18 protein-coding genes are annotated in these 18,836 nt (G+C 48.5%); 10 read left to right on the forward strand and 8 right to left on the reverse strand.

Features of this window, described 5'->3' with window-relative positions; all coding sequences use genetic code 11:
- Positions 1–193: 193 nt before the first annotated feature.
- On the reverse strand, positions 194–1,321 hold the full coding sequence (locus FTU55_RS04755) for an endonuclease/exonuclease/phosphatase family protein (protein ID WP_180046320.1): 1,128 nt from the start codon (positions 1,319–1,321) through the stop codon (positions 194–196).
- A 194-nt stretch (positions 1,322–1,515) separates the two neighbouring features.
- Between FTU55_RS04755 and asd the strand changes: the two genes are divergently transcribed.
- From asd to truA, 5 genes are all read left to right on the forward strand, one after another.
- Entirely contained in the window at positions 1,516–2,634 is a 1,119-nt protein-coding gene (asd, locus tag FTU55_RS04760; protein WP_005182074.1) for an aspartate-semialdehyde dehydrogenase, read from the forward strand.
- A 125-nt stretch (positions 2,635–2,759) separates the two neighbouring features.
- Positions 2,760–4,172 (forward strand): hypothetical protein, encoded by a 1,413-nt coding sequence (locus FTU55_RS04765; protein WP_180046322.1) that lies wholly within the window; start codon positions 2,760–2,762, stop codon positions 4,170–4,172.
- 66 nt (positions 4,173–4,238) lie between these two features.
- Complete coding sequence (locus tag FTU55_RS04770; RefSeq protein ID WP_180046324.1) at positions 4,239–5,672, forward strand: fimbrial protein FimV; 1,434 nt, start codon at positions 4,239–4,241, stop codon at positions 5,670–5,672.
- 46 nt (positions 5,673–5,718) lie between these two features.
- Positions 5,719–6,687, forward strand: coding sequence for an asparaginase domain-containing protein (locus FTU55_RS04775; protein WP_180046326.1), 969 nt, complete (start codon positions 5,719–5,721; stop codon positions 6,685–6,687).
- Positions 6,688–6,705: 18 nt separating this feature from the next.
- Entirely contained in the window at positions 6,706–7,503 is a 798-nt protein-coding gene (truA, locus tag FTU55_RS04780; protein ID WP_180046328.1) for a tRNA pseudouridine(38-40) synthase TruA, read from the forward strand.
- A 136-nt stretch (positions 7,504–7,639) separates the two neighbouring features.
- On the opposite strand, the gene FTU55_RS04785 is transcribed toward truA, so the two are convergent.
- Positions 7,640–8,647, reverse strand: coding sequence for an AraC family transcriptional regulator (locus tag FTU55_RS04785; RefSeq protein ID WP_005182061.1), 1,008 nt, complete (start codon positions 8,645–8,647; stop codon positions 7,640–7,642).
- 230 nt (positions 8,648–8,877) lie between these two features.
- On the opposite strand from FTU55_RS04785, the gene infA reads away from it, so the two are divergent.
- Together infA and FTU55_RS04795 are read left to right on the forward strand one after the other, a co-directional pair.
- Positions 8,878–9,099: a translation initiation factor IF-1 gene (gene infA, locus FTU55_RS04790; RefSeq protein WP_001284370.1), complete on the forward strand. Its 222-nt coding sequence runs from the start codon at positions 8,878–8,880 to the stop codon at positions 9,097–9,099.
- A 163-nt stretch (positions 9,100–9,262) separates the two neighbouring features.
- On the forward strand, positions 9,263–9,658 hold the full coding sequence (locus FTU55_RS04795; protein WP_180046330.1) for a hypothetical protein: 396 nt from the start codon (positions 9,263–9,265) through the stop codon (positions 9,656–9,658).
- Positions 9,659–9,738: 80 nt separating this feature from the next.
- Here the strand turns inward: FTU55_RS04795 and leuB are convergent, their stop codons facing one another.
- The 4 genes from leuB to leuC all read right to left on the reverse strand — a co-directional run bounded on the left by leuB (position 9,739) and on the right by leuC (position 13,683).
- Positions 9,739–10,818 carry a 3-isopropylmalate dehydrogenase gene (gene leuB, locus FTU55_RS04800; RefSeq protein ID WP_005182055.1) on the reverse strand — a complete coding sequence of 360 codons (1,080 nt, stop codon included), beginning with the start codon at positions 10,816–10,818 and terminating at the stop codon, positions 9,739–9,741.
- Positions 10,819–10,858: 40 nt separating this feature from the next.
- A complete protein-coding gene (locus FTU55_RS04805; protein ID WP_016659592.1) occupies positions 10,859–11,422 on the reverse strand; it encodes a hypothetical protein in 564 nt (187 codons plus the stop codon).
- Between the two features lie 101 nt (positions 11,423–11,523).
- Complete coding sequence (gene leuD, locus FTU55_RS04810; protein WP_005182049.1) at positions 11,524–12,174, reverse strand: 3-isopropylmalate dehydratase small subunit; 651 nt, start codon at positions 12,172–12,174, stop codon at positions 11,524–11,526.
- Positions 12,175–12,249: 75 nt separating this feature from the next.
- Positions 12,250–13,683, reverse strand: a complete 1,434-nt coding sequence (gene leuC, locus FTU55_RS04815; protein ID WP_005182046.1) for a 3-isopropylmalate dehydratase large subunit — start codon at positions 13,681–13,683, stop codon at positions 12,250–12,252.
- A gap of 257 nt (positions 13,684–13,940) precedes the next feature.
- On the opposite strand from leuC, the gene FTU55_RS04820 reads away from it, so the two are divergent.
- The 3 genes from FTU55_RS04820 to ovoA all read left to right on the forward strand — a co-directional run bounded on the left by FTU55_RS04820 (position 13,941) and on the right by ovoA (position 17,560).
- A complete protein-coding gene (locus tag FTU55_RS04820) occupies positions 13,941–14,177 on the forward strand; it encodes a DUF2061 domain-containing protein (protein WP_005182043.1) in 237 nt (78 codons plus the stop codon).
- 205 nt (positions 14,178–14,382) lie between these two features.
- Positions 14,383–15,249: a LysR family transcriptional regulator gene (locus FTU55_RS04825; RefSeq protein WP_005182039.1), complete on the forward strand. Its 867-nt coding sequence runs from the start codon at positions 14,383–14,385 to the stop codon at positions 15,247–15,249.
- A gap of 136 nt (positions 15,250–15,385) precedes the next feature.
- A complete protein-coding gene (ovoA, locus tag FTU55_RS04830; RefSeq protein WP_180046333.1) occupies positions 15,386–17,560 on the forward strand; it encodes a 5-histidylcysteine sulfoxide synthase in 2,175 nt (724 codons plus the stop codon).
- 76 nt (positions 17,561–17,636) lie between these two features.
- Here the strand turns inward: ovoA and FTU55_RS04835 are convergent, their stop codons facing one another.
- Positions 17,637–17,885 (reverse strand): DUF2789 family protein, encoded by a 249-nt coding sequence (locus FTU55_RS04835; protein WP_005182035.1) that lies wholly within the window; start codon positions 17,883–17,885, stop codon positions 17,637–17,639.
- Between the two features lie 183 nt (positions 17,886–18,068).
- Positions 18,069–18,728, reverse strand: a complete 660-nt coding sequence (locus FTU55_RS04840) for an HAD family phosphatase (RefSeq protein WP_005182034.1) — start codon at positions 18,726–18,728, stop codon at positions 18,069–18,071.
- Between the last annotated feature and the right edge of the window lie 108 nt (positions 18,729–18,836).

The raw sequence follows: 18,836 nt of genomic DNA on the forward strand, positions 1-18,836 counted from the left end.
TTGTTGTTATCTCTGGCTTTCCATTCCTGCATCATCTCCATTATGACAATCCACCGGCTTCAACTTCCTTAACGGGACTCTCCTTTCCCAACTCCATCTGCCGATATGCTTAGAATACGCAGCTTGCTCGGTTTCAGCTATTGGCCATCGGCCTAAATCTGTGTAAGCCATTTCTTACACTTTTCCTCAAATTTCATGGCGTCTTGCTGCCCTGCTTATAATCCTGAGCCAAATCATCGGTCACGATTTTTTCTTCCCGCTCGGCTTTTTCAATACCCTCCTGAATCGCCTCCTGCGCTTCTTCTTCATCGGGTTCAGTCTGTTCCAGCTCTTCCTGAATGTGCTCAAACACCCGACCGGTCTGTAACACCACATAGACCGGAAAATGATCTGAGCCCATATGTGGCAAACGCTTCATCTCCACCAAGGCAAAATCGGTACTGTGAAACACATGGTCCAGCGACCAGCGCAATAAGGGATAATCTGCATGGAAAGTATTGACATAATGCCGGCCGACGCGCGGGTCCAGCAGGCCACTGATGCGCTGAAACAGACGTGTGGTGCGGGACCAGGCCACATCATTCAGGTCGCCCATCACAATACAGCTTTCATCCAGATCTTTAATCTGATCGCCGACAATTAATAGCTCGGCATCACGCAGGGTCGAATCTTTGGCTTCAGTCGGACTCGGCGGTTTCGGATGCAGACAGTACAGCTGCACCGGCTGGCCTGAACGCAGGATCACTGTGGTATGAATTGACGGAATTTCATCGCTAAGGATAAATTTCACTTCAGTCTCTTTTAAGGGCAGGCGGCTATAGAGATGCATGCCATATAAATTGTCCAGCGGCACCGGCACGCGATAAGGATAATCCGGTTCAATCACCGCCAGCTGCTGCTGCCAGACCGTATCGGTTTCCAGCGTCAGTACCAAATCGGGCTGGTATTTCCGGATTTCAGCAATGAGCAGATGATATTTCTGGTTGGTGGTCAATACATTGGAAACCATTAACGAAATTTGCTGATCGGGATTTAACTGCTCCGGCTTGACCTTTTTGACCTGCTTTTTCCAGATAAAGGTATAAGGCAGCACCATTTTCAGTTGGTACGCCAGGGCGGCAATCAGGCCGGTTAAAATCACATAGCGCAGCGTATCCCAGGCCGCATCCCACAGCAGCATCAGCACAAAGGCCACAATCCCCAGCATCAGAACCTGCAATCTGGGAAAATCGGCACCTCGAAACCACCATTCATCGCGCGGAATCAGCGACCAGAAGCTGATCCAGATGACGAAAATGGCCAGCATTTCCACCCAAATCATATGCACCTACTTAGAAAGTTCATTTTTCTCGTTTTTTTTAAATAGAAATCTAACGTTATCAATTTTGTATGTAACACAAACAAGTTATTTCACTCAATAATAATGATGTTTTGATTATGTAGAGCTTGCAGTTGTGTCCCCTTTTGATACACTCATACTCCTTTTTGTTTTTTTACGCACCGAGGCAAAGTGACATGAAAGTAGGTCTGGTCGGTTGGCGCGGGATGGTAGGTTCCGTCCTTATGCAACGTATGGTTGAAGAGAATGATTTTGCTCATTTTGAGCCATTTTATTTCTCTACCAGTAATGCCGGTGGTGAAGCACCAGCGTTTGGCGGTAAAACTGCCCCAGCACTTATGGATGCAACGGACATTAACAGTCTGAAGCAAATGGATGTCATTATTACCTGTCAAGGTGGCGACTATACCTCAGACGTGTTCCCGAAACTGAAAGCCGAAGGCTGGAACGGTTACTGGATTGATGCAGCATCTACCCTGCGTATGGATGATGAGGCAATTATCGTACTTGATCCGGTGAACATGAACGTGATTAAAGACGGTCTGGTGAAAGGCACCAAAACATTTGTGGGCGGTAACTGTACGGTTTCACTCATGTTGATGGGCTTAGGCGGTCTGTTCCAGAACAATCTGGTGGAATGGGCAACCTCGATGACTTATCAGGCTGCTTCTGGTGCAGGCGCGCAAAACATGCGTGAACTGATCACCGGTATGGGCTACCTGTATAACAACACCAAAGAACTGCTAGATGACCCACGTTCTCCAATTCTGGACATCGACTCTAAAATTGCTGAACTGCAACGTGGCGAAGGTTTCCCGTCAGCCAACTTTGGTGTACCGCTTGCTGGCTCTTTAATTCCATATATCGACAAACAGCTGGAAAATGGCCAGTCGAAAGAAGAATGGAAAGGTCAGTCTGAAACCAACAAGATTTTAGGCAACCAGCAAATCGTACCAATTGATGGTCACTGTGTCCGTATTGGTGCCATGCGTTGTCACTCTCAGGCCCTTACCCTGAAACTGCGTAAAGATGTACCTCTGGATGAAATCGAAGATATCATCGCCAGCGCCAATGACTGGTCGAAAGTGGTACCAAATACCCGTGAAGCCTCTATGACAGATTTAACCCCTGTTGCAGTAACCGGTACCTTAACTGTTCCTGTGGGCCGTTTACGCAAGCTGAACATGGGTAAAGAATACCTGGGCGCGTTCACCGTCGGTGACCAGTTGCTTTGGGGTGCGGCAGAACCATTACGCCGTATGCTACGCATCTTAATTGACTATAAAAACGCGTAAGCCTTTTAAGCAAAAGTAAATTACCAAAAGCCGATCTGAAAAGATCGGCTTTTTATGTAACTAGCCTGTAAATATTTTACAATCGACTTACAACTCGCTAATCTATTCTTTTCGCTATGCGATAAATGACCGAGCTAACGATTAAGATGACCGTATATAACAAATTAAAGATCGCGATTTTAGCTATTCTTGCCTCACAACATATTCATGCGATTAATGTCGATCCTGTTCAGATTCAGTCAGCACCTGGGGAATTGCTGTATGCTGAAATGAACTTCCGTCAGTCCAATGTCAATGCGCCGATTGAAGTCAGTCTGGCCTCGGCAGAAGACTTGATGGCCATTGGTGCCAGCCATCGTCCACCGGGTCATTTAAATTTCTTTACCCGACGTGATGGTGCCGGCAACGGGGTGATTACCATTACCTCTTCTCGGCCACTGACCGATACCGAACTGAATATTGTGGTCAAAATTCGTGAAGGCTCGGCCACGCGTTTACAGCATATTAAAACCTCACTAAAACGCAGTACCCTGGCAGAACAACGCGCGCAGTTGCAACCGAAAGAGCAGCCACTAACACCGGTCATGGTCGTGAATGAACGGGACATTGCCTTAAACTTGCCGACCAGTACCGCCTATACCACAGCCACGGCATCTGCCAGCACCACGCGCAGTGTAGAAGCACCCCTAGCGATTCAAGCCAGCCCGCCACCGGCTTTAAGTCCATCAACTACAGCAGCTGTCAGCGCAGCAGCACAGCCGGCTGCAAGCCCTGTGTCAGCGGTTACGCCATCAACTCCGGCGACATCAGCTCAACCGGCCTCTACACATAACGCGGGCAACACAGCTGCCGTAAATACATCTGCCTCGGTTTCAGCAGATCCACTGGTCAAGAAATATGCCGAGCAGTTAAAAGCGCAGCAACAGCAAGCACCGGCAAAGCCGGCACCGGTTACAGCACCCAAAGCACCTGCTCCATCTGCGCCAGCATCAACCACAGCACGGCATGTGGTGCAATCCAATGAATCGCTATGGGCCATTGCCTCACGTATCGCCGCAGAGAACCAGCAGCCGGTCGGCGAAGTGATGCAGCAGATTAAAGCCCACAATGAACATGCCTTTATTCAGGGCGATGCCAACCGTTTACGCCGCGGTGCAACCTTGAATTTACAGGCCGTCAGCAGCGGGCAAAAAGCCGCGAAAAAGACCGTGCCAATCCCGGCAACCCAGCCTTCACGCCAGTCTGGCAAGGCCAAATACCGGATCAGTCAGGCCGAAATGAGTCTGGTGGCAGAAAATCAGCAAGATTCTGCCCAAGGTTCTGCCAAAAAGAACACACAAAGCGCGCAAACCTCAGAAGAGTTGTCACTAAAAGTTATGACAGCGCGTGAGAAAACCGTTAAATTACAGAGAAACGTAACACAGTTAGAATTGGCATTAAGTCAGAAGGATCAAAGAATTCAATTACTCAATGCGCGTCTTGCTGAATTGCAACAACAGTTGAAAAAGCAACAAGCCGAAAATAAGCCAAAACTCTAACGTATTACTCAACATGATTTTTTTCAGGAGAGATGGTTTATCCCTCTCTGCCTAAGGGGTAGCAACATGCTGATTTATGTGATTCCATTTATTTTGTTACTGGTCATCGCGCTGGTGTTAAAAAAGCGTGAAGCCAATAAAGAATCCGAACCAGCAGCAAAAAAACCGGCTGCAGCCAGTAAAACCAAGGCCAAGAAAAGCACCACTACGAAGAAAACTACGGTCAAAACTGCCATAGTGGCCGAGCCTGTTGCCGAACCACAAGGAAGCACACCACTTCCGGCAGATTTACGCCAGACCATTGAGACCCAGATTCGTGACCGTAACTTTTTCTCGGCCGAAGCGCAGATTAATCAGGCGCTGAAACGTGACCCGTCGTTGCATGAACTGTATCTGCTGTTACTGGACGTGCATCTGACCCAAAAAGATGAATTTGCCACCCGCCAATTGCTGGATCATCTGAAGAATCTGGGATTGGAAGATATTCTGGCTCAGGCTGAAGCTAAAATCGAAGCACAGAAAGCTTCTCAAACCAAAGCAGAAACACCGGCCTCTGCAGCGCCAACTACTGCAGCATTTTCTGAAACACCAGTTAGCGCAAAAACACAACCCCCTGCGGATTTTGATGCACTGATTCAATCCAGCAGTTCAAGCACAGCCAGCACGTCATTTGACCAGTTACAACAGTCACTCAAAACCGAAACGCCAGTCGCAAAAACCGAAAGCGCTCCGGTACCAGATCTGGAATTTACCCCAAGTACCTCGGCTGCGCCTGTTAACACCCCTGCGCCAGCAAAAGCAGAAGAAGTTCAACCTCTTGAATTTAATCTGTCTTTTGACTCGGCTGCCGGCACACAAGCAGCTACACCGATCGAACCGGCTCCAGCAGCAGCGCAGGAACCTCAGGCATTAGATTTCTCGTTTGAGCTGGAACCAACACCAACCCAAGCTGCACCGGTAACACCGGTTGAGCCAGTGACTCCGGCTGCACAAGAACCTCAGGCACTGGATTTCTCGTTTGAGCTGGAAAAGACTGCAACTGAAGCCACACCTGCGACCACACCAGCTGTCACCACCCCACCTGCGGAAGAAAAATCAGAATTTAGTTTTGATTTCTCGATCAGTCCTACACCGGTGGCTGAACAGCCGGTAGAACCTGCGGTTACCGCACCAACAGACACTGCACCGCTGTTCCAGTTTGACCTAGATAGCGCACCAACCATTGAAGCGACACCAGCAACGCCTGAAGCACCAATGGTTGAAGAACCCGCTATGGCTGCCGTGGCGGCAACCGCGGTTGATCCGCATGATCCGCTGATTCAGTCCTTCCCTGAACTGGCCGAAGTCAATGAAATCCAGCTGAATCTGGAGCTAGCTCAGCAATATATTGAGCTGGGTGCCTATGATGCGGCCCGTGCCCTGCTGGCAGAAAAAGAAGCAAACTATTCTGCAGCACAGCAGCAACACGCCACGCAGTTACTCAATCAAATAGCTTCTTAAAGTAAATCTCACTAAGATAAAGCAGTCATCCTTGGCTGCTTTTTTTATGATGAAAAAAATTGCATTAATTTATATGGGCGGTACCTTTGGCTGTGTCGGTGAGCCACTCAGCCCCATGCCTGCAAAGCAGTTTCTTCCCCAGCTGCGTCATGTGCTACCGCTACATCTGTCGGTAGAATGTTTTGTGGCGCCGGTGATTCAGGACAGCAGCCGCTGTACCGCGACCGACTGGTTACGTCTGGTGCAGTTTATCCAGCAGCTGCAGTTACAACAGTTTCAGCATTTTGTCGTCATTCATGGCACCGATACTTTAAGCTATGCCAGTGCCGTGCTGGCACACTTTATCGCGCAGTCTGCACATGTAGTGCTGACTGGCAGCCAGTATCCACTGCTGACCATAGATGGACAGAACACCCGTGACTTCAGCGATGCGCTGGATAACCTGAATTTTGCCCTGGAATCGGTGCTGCAATTGCCGGTTGGCGTGTATCTGGCGTTTCATCATCAATGTTTCCATGGTCGCAGCGCCTTAAAATGCCACACCACCGAGCTGGATGCCTTTCAGGGTCAGGCCGCCAGCAGTGCTTTAAATCAAAAAGAACAAGCCGCCTACTTGGTACAGGCTGCAGATCTGGACAAAGCACAACACTTCAACTGCATGAGTGTGATGATGCAGCCGATTGGTTTAGAGCAGCAGCTCGCCAATTTGAAACTGATCGCCCAGCAGCCACCGCATTGCCTGATTTTACAAGGCTTTGGTACTGGTAATCTGGCTGTAAATGAAACACTCCTGACGTTGCTACAGTCCTTACAGACGCAAGATTGTGCCGTGATTCTGACCACCCAAGTGCCATTTGGCCCATTGGATCAGCGTTATGCGATCAGCAGCTGGATCCAGAACAGTAAAATTTTAGTCAATGATGGCTTTGGACATGCAGATCTGTATGCAAAAGCATTAAAAATGTATTTACAATACCCGCGCAGAGAACAATGGCAACAGCATTGGTATGACTAAGGCCAATTTGAGGTGAATATGCAACGTTTTGCGGTCGGGATTGAATTTTGTGGTATTCGCTACCGGGGCTGGCAAACCCAGCAACCAGGCGTCCCGAGCGTGCAGGAAACGCTGGAAAAGGTCCTCTCCAAAATTGCCAATGAACCGATTATCCTGCATGGCGCTGGCCGTACCGATGCAGGCGTGCATGCCACCAACATGGTGGCACATTTCGACACGGCAGCCATTCGCCCTGAACGCGGCTGGCTGATGGGAGCCAATAGCCAGCTACCCAAAGACATTGCCATTCAGTGGATTAAGGCTATGGACATGGATTTTCATGCCCGCTTTAAGGCCTGTGCGCGCCGCTACCGTTATGTGGTCTATAACCATCCACAGCGCCCGGCCCTGCTGCATAAACAGGTCACCCATGCCTACTATGCGCTGGATGTCGACAAGATGATTGCTGCCGCGCAAAAGTTTGAAGGCACGCATAATTTTGAAAGTTTTCGTGCCGCAGCCTGTCAGTCCAATCAGCCGGTCCGTACCGTCAGCCATTGCCGCCTGATCCGTCATGGGCATTATTTGGTGCTCGATATTCAGGCCGATGGTTTCCTGCATCATATGGTGCGGAATATCATGGGCTGTCTGCTGGAAATTGGCCAAGGTATGTATGATATTGACCATATTGATACAATTTTTGCCGCACAGGATCGTAAAGCGGCTGGCATTACCGCCCCACCCGATGGCCTGTACTTTATCCAGGCGCACTATCCAGAGCAGTTTGACTTGCCTCAAGTGCCTTTAGGTCCGCATTGGCTGAATATGCCGGAATAATTGTATTCCGCCCCCCCTTTTACTCAGGGAGTGGTTTCATTCTTGCCACTCCAAGCTTTAAAAACGAAAGTCACCCTTGCATCAAGCGGCAACTCTAAAAAAATCCCCCTTTAATCAAGGGGGACTGCGGAGATGCTTAACGCTGTTTACGTTTCCGGTACTCGACCGGTGTTTCATTGGTCCAGCGTTTAAAGGCCCGGTAAAAGGTACTCGGTTCAGAAAATCCGGTCAGATACACAATCCGTTCCACGCTTTCATTGGTATTGGCCAGCAGCTTTTTAGCCAGACGACAACGATAATCCGAGAGAATCTGCTGGAAACTGGTATTGGCCTCGCTCAGCTGGGTACGTAAACGACGCGGCGTGATATTCAGCTGCGCAGCCACGGTTTCCAATGTGGTTTCCCCGCTTTCCAGGGTCGAGCCAATCGCCCGGCGTACTTCACCGACCAGATCATAACGCGCCAGTTCCTGTAGTTTCTCCAGCGCCAGCTGCTCATGTAACTGTAATAGCTCCGGCTCGGCCTGCCACAGCGGGTATTCTAAAATGGAAGGATCGAAATACAACCGTGTTTCATTCTGCCCCAGACTGACCGGACACTCATAGACCCGGAAATATTCATCATCGGCAGCGCCCTGCTGGAAATTAAAGTCGATATATAGCGGCTGGAATTTGCCTTCGGTAATAAACTTGAAGAAACGTAAAATGCCCGACATGGCACATTCAGAAAAGTGACGATTGACAATATTGTCAGCCCACGGCTGTTGACCATTGGTTAAATAACAGCGGTCATCTTCAATCACCAGTTTGGCATCAAAGGCATCACTGATTAAACGCTGATAGGCCAGTGCCCGTTTTAAACCTTCACCAAAGTTTTCCGAAGAAATAAACAGATGCTCAATCACCTGCCCCCGATAGAGTGGCAAATGTTCACCCAGATGCAAACCAATATCCGGGTCACGGCTGACTTCTTCCGCCGCCACCCAAAACGCATACTGCGCGCCCAAAGGCGTACGATCATTGGCCTCAACCTGATTAAGTGCGACACCTGCTTTTGTTAATATTTCTTCGGTTGGCAAACCGGCACGACGAATCGCTTGGTAGCCTAATCGCAATACAACCGATGCATCAGTTAGCTGACCCACGCAAAGACCTTCCTTGTATGTTCTTCATTTATACTTAAAAAGATTGATTTTAGATTAACTGTGATTGACCAAACTGACAACCATCCACCACGTTTTTTTGTAGAAAAAATTTAAATGTTTTGTTCGCTTATTTTACTGACAGATGATTCATCTGCGGCGGGTTTCACCTTGATTTTTTCAAAAAAATTGACTATAATTTGCGCCTTTCCAATTTGATCATCAGGTAGGCTATGGCCAATAAAGAGGAACTCATCGAGTTCGAAGGCGTTGTCACCGAAACGCTTCCTAATACTATGTTCCGTGTACGTTTAGAAAACGGTCACGAGGTGATTGCCCATATTTCAGGTAAAATGCGCAAGCACTATATTCGCATTTTAACTGGCGACAGCGTGAAAGTTGAAATGACGCCTTATGACTTAACGAAAGGTCGTATTACCTATCGTGCACGCTAAGTTTTAGCGCAAGCAAAAAGCCACCTTCAACAGTGGCTTTTTTATTGGCTGCTGATGCTGTGTAACAGCCAAGAATGGCGTCGAGATCTGCCGCTTATCGAATATACACATATTTTTAGGCTGTCCTTGCCTAGAATGAAGTTTTATTCAATGGAGATCGCGCATGTTTGTCTCTCGCTCCGTTGCTTTGGCGCTCCTCGCGTTCAGTCTCTCCGCTTGTGTAACCACGCCGTCCAGTACCCGAGCTGAACGTGATGCCTATCTGGCCCAATTTGTCGGCCAGTCCAGCCAGCAGATTCGCCAGCAGCTCGATTTAAGCCTGCTCGGTTACGAACAGGTCAGTTCACCACAAATCAGCCCACAGGCGCTCACCTACACCGTTATACGCCCAATCAGCATTCCGATTCCTGTATCGAATGCCCCGGCCACCGGTCCAGCCCATATTCCAGCGCCCATTGGCCCAGCCAACAGCTATAATGTTAACCTGCACTGCCAGATTGTGTTCCGGCTGGAACAGAATATTGCCCACTCTGTACACTATACCGGTCGCACCTGTTAAGCGCTGAATCTAGACCTAGCTATTCAATAGCCATAAAAAAACGCAGCCTGCAGCTGCGTTTTTTGATTTGCTGTCGAGACTTAGCCCAATGCAGCAACCACAGCCTGACCCATTTCCTGAGTACCCACTTTATTCATGCCTTCAGACATGATGTCAGCCGTACGTAAACCTTGATCAAGCACATTGCCCACTGCATCTTCAATCGCTTTCGCGGCAGCTTCTTCACGGAAGGTATAACGCAGCATCATTGCCACAGACAAGATGGTCGCCAACGGGTTGGCAATGTTCTGGCCAGCGATGTCTGGTGCTGAACCATGACATGGCTCATACATACCTTTGCCATTTTCATCTAGCGACGCTGATGGCAACATACCGATAGAACCGGTTAGCATTGCTGCTTCATCAGACAGGATGTCACCAAACAGGTTACCGGTTACCAGTACGTCAAACTGTTTTGGTGCACGTACCAATTGCATTGCCGCATTGTCGACATACATGTGTGACAGGTTGATTTCTGGATATTGTTCAGCGTGTAACTGGGTCACGGTCTGTTTCCACAGCTCAGTTACTTCCAGCACGTTGGCTTTGTCCACCGAGCAGACTTTACCACCACGCAGTTTGGCCATTTCAAAAGCCACTTTGGCAATACGCTTGATTTCTGATTCAGCATAGACGTCGGTGTTAAAGCCCTGTTTCTCGCCATTTTCCAGCTCGCGAATACCACGTGGCTGACCAAAGTAAATCCCACCCGTCAGTTCACGTACAATCAGGATATCCAGACCCGATACAATTTCCGGCTTTAAGCTAGACGCATCAGCCAGTTGCGGATACAGAATCGCTGGACGCAGGTTAGCAAACAGGTTTAATTCGCTACGTAATTTTAACAGGCCACGTTCCGGGCGGATCGAACGCTCAATCGTATCCCATTTTGGACCACCAACTGCACCGAGCAATAAAGCATCGGCTTTTTTCGCCTGTTCAGACGTCACATCCGGATAAGGTGAACCATGCGCATCAATCGCGGCACCACCTAACAATCCCTGTTCCCACGTCAAGCCCAGATTGAACTTTTCATTAACACGCGTAAGCACCTGCTCCGCTGCTGTGACGATTTCTGGGCCAATACCGTCACCGGCAAGAATCAAAATATGTTTTGACATGAGTTTTTCCATTTCCTGTAGCAGTCAACGACTGTGGAGACTAAATTTTCTGTTCCACAAATTCCCCCAGTCCATGTAAGACATTATAAGGTTTGCAGAAACGTCGAATAATTTTCTGGTTTTGTAAAAGATCCACACACAGCGGCTCTGGCGCCGAAACATTCAGCAGACTGCCTTTATGCTTGCTGCGGTCACGGTACATTTTAAAAGTGTACGTTTGACGCGGCTTAAACTGATGAATGACGTGCAAGGTTTCGGCCTGATCACGGGAAATCGGATAGAACCGGATCACCACTTCATGCTGTTTGGCCGGAACCGACAGATATAGCGGATTAGGCTGTCGTAGTGAATCTGCCTGCAAGCGCACCAATCCCTGCTTGATGGCTTCACGACTCAGACGCTGACTTTCAGCATCCATGATCATGACCCGGTTCAAGCGCTCAAACTCGCAATGCTCGGTACCTGAACAATAAATACGTGCATTGGATTGGGATGCCTGTGTCTCTTTTACCTGTTTTAGACGTGCTGTATCCCAGGTTTGACATGCTGTTAACAGCGTAGCCACTCCCCCCAATACAGCAAGCCGACGAAAAACCTTCAACATAGCCCGAGCCCAACCTCATCAAAAAGCAGAATATTTAAATTATTATGCCTTGAATGTTAACAAGAGTTCGACGCCCGTGCTATGCCTATTTACGAAATAACTTAAGCTTGAATTTCCGCAAACACCCACGGACGCGCGGCTTTGGTTTTCTCCTCATACGCGCGAATATCATCGGCATCTTGCAAGGTCAAACCAATATCATCCAGACCGTTTAACAGGCAATGCTTGCGGAATGGATCAACTTCAAACTTGAATGCTTCACCGTTTGGCGTACGGACTTCCTGTGCTTCAAGGTCAATAGTTAACTGATAACCTTCATTGGCTGCACATTCCTTAAATAGCTGATCAACCTGCGCTTCGGTTAAAATCACCGGTAACATGCCGTTTTTAAAGCAGTTATTAAAGAAGATATCCGCAAAACTTGGGGCAATGACTGTACGCAAGCCGTATTCACTTAAAGCCCACGGCGCATGCTCACGGCTGGAACCGCAACCAAAGTTGGCACGTGAAATTAAAATGCTGGCGCCCTGATAACGCGGCTGGTTCAAGACGAAATCTGGGTTTTTAGGACGGGTTGAATTGTCCTGACCCGGATAGCCTTCATCTAAATAACGCAATTCATCAAACAGGTTGTCACCGAAACCGGTACGTTTGATTGATTTCAAGAACTGTTTTGGAATAATTAAATCGGTATCGACATTGGCACGATCTAAAGGTGCAACGATACCCTGTTCAACGGTATAAGCTTTCATATTTATGTTCCAATGAATCCGTAGTCTCTCTCACATCCGCTCCAGCAAGGAGCGGCCTGGGATGAGGGCTTAAACTTAGAATGAACGAACATCCACAAAGTGACCGGCAATTGCCGCTGCTGCTGCCATGGCCGGGCTGACCAGATGGGTACGACCACCATTGCCCTGACGACCTTCAAAGTTACGGTTTGAGGTCGATGCACAGTGCTCGCCTGGCTGTAACTTGTCGGCATTCATGGCCAGACACATCGAGCAGCCTGGTTCACGCCATTCAAAACCGGCTTCCAGGAAGACCTTGTCCAAACCTTCTGCTTCTGCCTGCTGTTTGACCAAACCAGAACCTGGTACCACCATCGCCTGTTTAATGCTTGGCGCTACTTTACGGCCTTTAATCACGTCTGCCGCAGCACGGATATCTTCAATACGCGAGTTGGTGCATGAACCAATAAAGACACGATCCAGCTGGATATCTGCCAAAGCCTGACCAGCAGTTAAGCCCATATATTGATAAGCACGGGTCCAGTCATTGCGCTGTACCTCATCTTTGGCCTGTTCCAAAGTTGGTACTGCCTGAGAAACCGGAATGACCATTTCAGGTGAAGTACCCCAAGACACTTGTGGTTCAATCTCTTCGCCCTGTAATACCACGACAGTATCAAAATGCGCATCGGCATCTGAATGCAAGGTATTCCAGTACGCCACAGCCTGATCCCATTGCTCGCCTTTTGGTGCATAAGGACGGTCTTTTACATATTCAATGGTTTTTTCATCAACCGCGACCATACCGACACGTGCACCGGCTTCAATTGCCATGTTACACACGGTCATACGGCCTTCAATCGACATATCACGGAACACCTGACCGCCAAATTCAATGGCATGGCCCGTACCACCTGCTGTACCAATTTTGGCAATAATCGCCAGCACCACGTCTTTCGGGGTCACGCCCTGACCCAACTGACCATCTACGCGTACCAGCATGTTTTTCATTTTCTTCTGAATTAAACATTGCGTGGCCAACACGTGCTCAACTTCTGAAGTTCCGATCCCGTGTGCCAGACAACCAAAGGCACCATGGGTCGCGGTATGCGAGTCGCCACATACCACCGTCATTCCCGGCAAGGTTAAACCCTGCTCTGGTCCAACCACGTGAGCAATCCCCTGACGGATATCGTTAATATCAAATTCAACGATATTAAAAGTCTTACAGTTATCGTCTAAGGTTTGCACCTGAATACGCGAAGTATCATCTTCAATACCGGCTACGCCCTGCTCACGCTCTTTTTTCGAGGTCGGTACATTATGGTCCGGAGTCGCAATATTGGCACTTAAACGCCATGGCTGACGGCCAGCCAGTTGCAAACCTTCAAAGGCCTGTGGAGAGGTAACTTCATGCAACAAATGACGGTCGATGTACAATAAAGCCGAACCATCATCACGCTGTTTTACCAAGTGGTCATCCCACAATTTGTCATATAATGTTTTTGCTTTTTGGGTTTCGCCTGCCATGTCGATGTGCTCCACTGGACTGGGTAATTCTGTCATTAATTTCGATTATAACCACACAATTACATAAATCTAATTTATCATTTTTATCAGTTAAAAAACTTTATGGAATAAATATAATTGATTTTTGCTCAGATTAACATCTGATTAAAAATTCAATTTTCCGATTGAATTTTACAAAATATTCGTTTTTACAAATTAATTCGTACTGACTATGATGATGTTATCAGCACTGAATTGTAGATACGAGGAACATCATCATGGCGCATATTCAAAACTTTGTCGCAAACAACCAGCGAATGTTTAAAAAGACTTTTAGCTACTATGTGATGCACATTACGGTGGCCATGCTTGTCGGCTATTTCGTTACCGGCAGTCTGTGGATGGCCATTACCTTAAGCTTATTGGAACCAACAGTACAGGCGGTGGCCTATTTTATTCATGAACGCATGTGGGAAAAGAAAGCACAAGACGGCACAGAGGAAATCACCGCCTAGCCTATTTTTCGCCCGGTGTTCCTCCCAAAAGATCATCTTCAGGATGATCTTTTTTATTTTAATATAACTTAAATTACTGTTTTTAAAATATTTATATTCAAGTTATGGTTGTTGAACTTCAATTTATAGAAAAATAATCTTTGATTAATTCTAAAAATTTCTAAATAATAATTTTAAGCATAAAAAATCTTTATAGGTGATTGCGATGAATCTTGCAGCATTTGAAGCTTTTGTAAAAGTCATGGAAACCGGTTCGATTTCTCTGGCCGCCGATCAGCTGTTTATTACCCAGCCCGCAGTCACCAAACGGATTCATAGCCTGGAAGAATATTTTGGGGTCAAGCTGTTTGAGTCGGCCGGCCGTGGCGTGCAGGCAACCCATGCTGCGCATTCGCTGTTACCCAAAGTCAAAAACTGGCTAAATGAACTGGGCGATATTCATCATACTTTAAGCCATGAACAGGGCCAGGTGCAGGGTCGCCTGAAAATTGGCACCAGTCATCATATTGGCCTGCATCATCTGCCCGATCATTTGCGTCGCTATGTCCAAGATTTCCCCGATGTCACCTTAGATGTGCATTTTGTCGATTCGGAACAGGCGCATGAACAGGTGCTGGCCGGTGATCTGGAACTGGCCTTTTTAACCCTGCCACCGCAAGGTGATGACCGGCTGCAATATGTCACCATCTGGAATGATCCGCTGGTGTTTGTGGCTGCGCCTTTTCATCCGCTGGCCCAGCAGAAAAGACTGAAACTGGAAGATTTAACCCAGTTCCCGAGCCTGCTACCAGCAGCACAGACCTATACCAGCCAGATTACCCTGGCCGAGTTTGAAAAACAGGGCGTGAAGCCGAAGATCACCATGAGCAATAACCCGCTGGAATCCATCCGCATGCTGGTGTCGATTGGACTGGGCTGGTCAGTGTTACCGAAAACCCTGATTAATCAGGACTTGCAACAGCTGGATATTAATCTGGAAATGAACCGCCAGCTGGGCATGGTCTGGCATCCGGGACGCACACAGTCCAAAGCGGCGCAGGCGCTGGTTAACTTTATGCAGCAGCCGGACTAGGTTCATCGACCGGTCGCATCCTTCTGTACAGTTACTGAACAAAACAGCACGCTGCTCCAAATTGGCGTAATTTGAAAAGACAAGGTGCCCGCACAAGACACCAGGATCTTTATAAAAATGATGCAGGAGCAGAGTGATGAACCAGACCACTTCCCCGCTTGCCTATTCCCCTTCGTTCAGTTCAGCCCAGGCGCTCCAGCAGCGCCTAGCCGGCAGTGCACCGCCTTTACAGCCCAGTCCACGGCTGGATGTCACGCAGGCCGATACGCTACGTGCCACCCTCAAGCAGTATTTTCTGCAAACCTTTGACTGTTATGAATCATTGTTTAGCTGCCTCAACGGCGATGAGGCCTTTTATCACAAGCCGATTGCGCTGCGCCATCCGCTGATTTTTTACTATGGCCATACCGCGACATTTTTCATCAACAAACTGCTGCTCAGCAAACTGATTGAACAGCGTATCAATCCACATTTTGAATCCATCTTTGCGGTGGGTGTGGATGAGATGAGCTGGGATGACCTGGATGACAGCCGTTATGACTGGCCGACACCCGCGCAGGTGAAACACTACCGCGATCAGGTGCGTGCCACGGTGCTGGAAATTATTGAACAGGCACCGCTCAGCACGCCAATTGACTGGCAACATCCGTGGTGGTCGATTCTGATGGGCATTGAACACGAGCGGATTCATCTGGAAACCTCCTCCGTGCTGATTCGCCAGCATGCCCTTGACTATGTCCAGACACAGCCACCATGGCGGCCAAATATCCTGACTAACACCGCACCAGAGAATGCGTTGCTTCCAGTGGCAGCCGGCCGGGTACAGCTCGGTAAGGAGCGGCACGACCCGGTTTACGGCTGGGACAATGAATATGGCCAATATCAGGCAGAGGTAGCGGCGTTTGCGGCCAGCCGCTATCTGGTCAGCAATCAGGAATTTCTGGCCTTTGTTGAAGATGCCGGCTATCAGAACGCAAACTATTGGGAAGATGAAGGCTGGCAATGGCGCAGCTTTGCCCAGGCCAAATATCCGACCTTCTGGCGTAAACACGGGCCGGACTGGTCACTCCGGCTGCTGACCGAAGAAGTACCAATGCCGTGGGACTGGCCGGCGGAGGTGAATTATCATGAGGCCAAAGCCTTTTGCCACTGGAAAGCGAAGCAAACTGGTCAGCCAGTACGACTGCCCACCGAAGAGGAATGGTATCGGCTGGTACAGCTGGCTGGCGTAAATGAGCCGTCTGCACCTGCCAATCTGGCGCTGGCCTATGGTGCTTCCTCCTGTCCGGTCAATACCTTCCCGCATGGCGATTTTTATGACCTGCGCGGCAATGTCTGGCAATGGACCGAAACCCCGATTTATCCATTTCCCGGTTTTGTGGTGCATCCGATTTATGATGATTTCAGCACCCCGACCTTTGATGGCCGGCATAATCTGCTCAAAGGCGGTTCCTGGATTTCTGCCGGCAATGAAGCCGAACTGGCCTCACGCTATGCCTTTCGCCGGCATTTTTTCCAGCATGCCGGTTTCCGTTATGTGGTTTCTGATCAGGAGCCGCTGGCGATTCAATCACAATATGAAACCGACCGGCTGGTGTCTGAATATCTGGAATTTCAGTATGGCCGTGAATATTTTGGCGTGGCCAATTTTGCCCAGACACTGGTGCAACTGGCCCTGACCCAGCTGGCCGACAGACCACGACGTAAAGCACTGGATATTGGCTGTGCTACCGGCCGCGCCAGCTTTGAACTGGCCCGTTATTTTGATGAAGTGGTCGGGATTGATTTTTCAGCGCGCTTTATCCAGAACGGCGTCAAACTGGCACAGGGCGAAACCCTGCATTACAGCATGTGCACCGAAGGTGAACTGGTGGATTATCATGCCTGTGATTTAGCCCAGCTTGGACTGGCGGAGGTCCGGGACAAAGTCCAGTTTTACCAGGGTGATGCCTGTAATCTTAAAGCGATTTTCAGAGGCTATGATTTTATTCTGGCAGCCAACTTAATTGACCGGCTGCATCATCCGGCGCAGTTTTTAAGCCAGATTCATACACGGCTGAATATGGGCGGCATTCTGATGCTCAGCTCACCCTATACCTGGATGGAAGAACACACTGTCCGCAGTGAATGGCTGGGTGGCTTTAAAAAAGATGGCGAAAACTGGAGCAGTCTGGATGGCTTAACAGCCTTGCTAGAGCCGCATTTCCGTTTAATGACTGAACCGCAGGACATCCCTTTTGTGATTCGGGAAACCCAGCGCAAGTTTCAGCATACCTATGCGCAGGTCAGCTTCTGGGAACGGATTGCCTAAATGGATAGAAAAGAAAGTGAGGGATCAGGCCAAATTCCGGATTTGGCCTGATGATCTGGAGATTTGAACGAACGATTTAACGGCGAGGCACAGAGTCTTCATGCAGCGCTTCATTCAGCTGGTCGACCGTAATGGCCCACTCCCCATCCGAGGCAATTTTTTCAGCTAAAAACTGACGTTGACCATCACTCCAGAATTCTGCATCCATAATATGAATTTCCGCCGCCAGTTGATGCTGGCCGATAAAATCTTGAATCGCCTGTTCGCTGGAGTCCAGGCCCAGTTGTTCAAACAGATTGGTCATTCTTGGTCGGGTTTGGCGCATGCGTGAATCTCCCTGTTGTTGTTCTTGTCTTCACCATAGCATATAAAACTGCAAATCCTAGTGCTGTTAAAAAAATTTCACCTTTTCATAAATTTGCAAGATAGATGACAACCAGCTCAGACAAAAAACAGGGCCAGTTATAGCGGCCCTGTCTGCTGATCTTGGTGTAGATGAACTGCGCTTTTATTCAGCAGCAATCGACCAGTCCTGAATCTCCCAGCCCTGCTCGACCGCCAAGGCCCGCAGACGATCATCCGGATTCACCGCAATGGCGTGGTCTGCATATTCTAGCAAGAAACGGTCATTGATTGAATCTGAATAAGCCCAGGATTCGGTCACCTCACGTCCGGCCAGCCACTGTTCCAGACGTACCAGTTTGCCCTGCTGATAACAGGCAGTATTGATGACCTTACCGGTATATTTGCCATCGACCACTTCGGCATTGGTGGCAATGATTTCGCTAATGCCAAATTCACGGAAAATTGGCGCAGTAATAAAATCCGAAGTCGCGGTAATGCCGACCAGTGCATGTCCGGCCTCACGATGACGCTGAATCGCCTTAAAACCTTCCGGGCGCATTTGTGGACGAATCACTTTTTGCATAAACAACTCATGCAGTTCGGTCAGGTAGTGTGACTCGTGCTGGGTCAGAAATTCAAACACAAATTCGTTATAGGCAATCGGGTCAAGCTGGCCGGCTTTGTAATCTTCATAAAATTTGTCATTCATGGCGCGGTGATGAACCGGATCGACCAGACCTTCATTGACTAAAAACTCACCCCAGGAATGATCCGAATCTGTATTTAACAAGGTGTGATCGAGATCAAATAGCGCCAATTTCATGAAAATACTCGTAAAAACTGAAATTTAAGAAAAAATTTGTAAATCTATCTCCGCTAGTCGATAGAAATTCGTTAAGATCATAGCAATTTTAACATTTTTAAACTTTGC

It is taken from the genome of Acinetobacter sp. YH12117 (assembly GCF_013418865.1).
In the GTDB taxonomy this organism is placed as follows: Bacteria; Pseudomonadota; Gammaproteobacteria; order Pseudomonadales; family Moraxellaceae; genus Acinetobacter; species Acinetobacter indicus.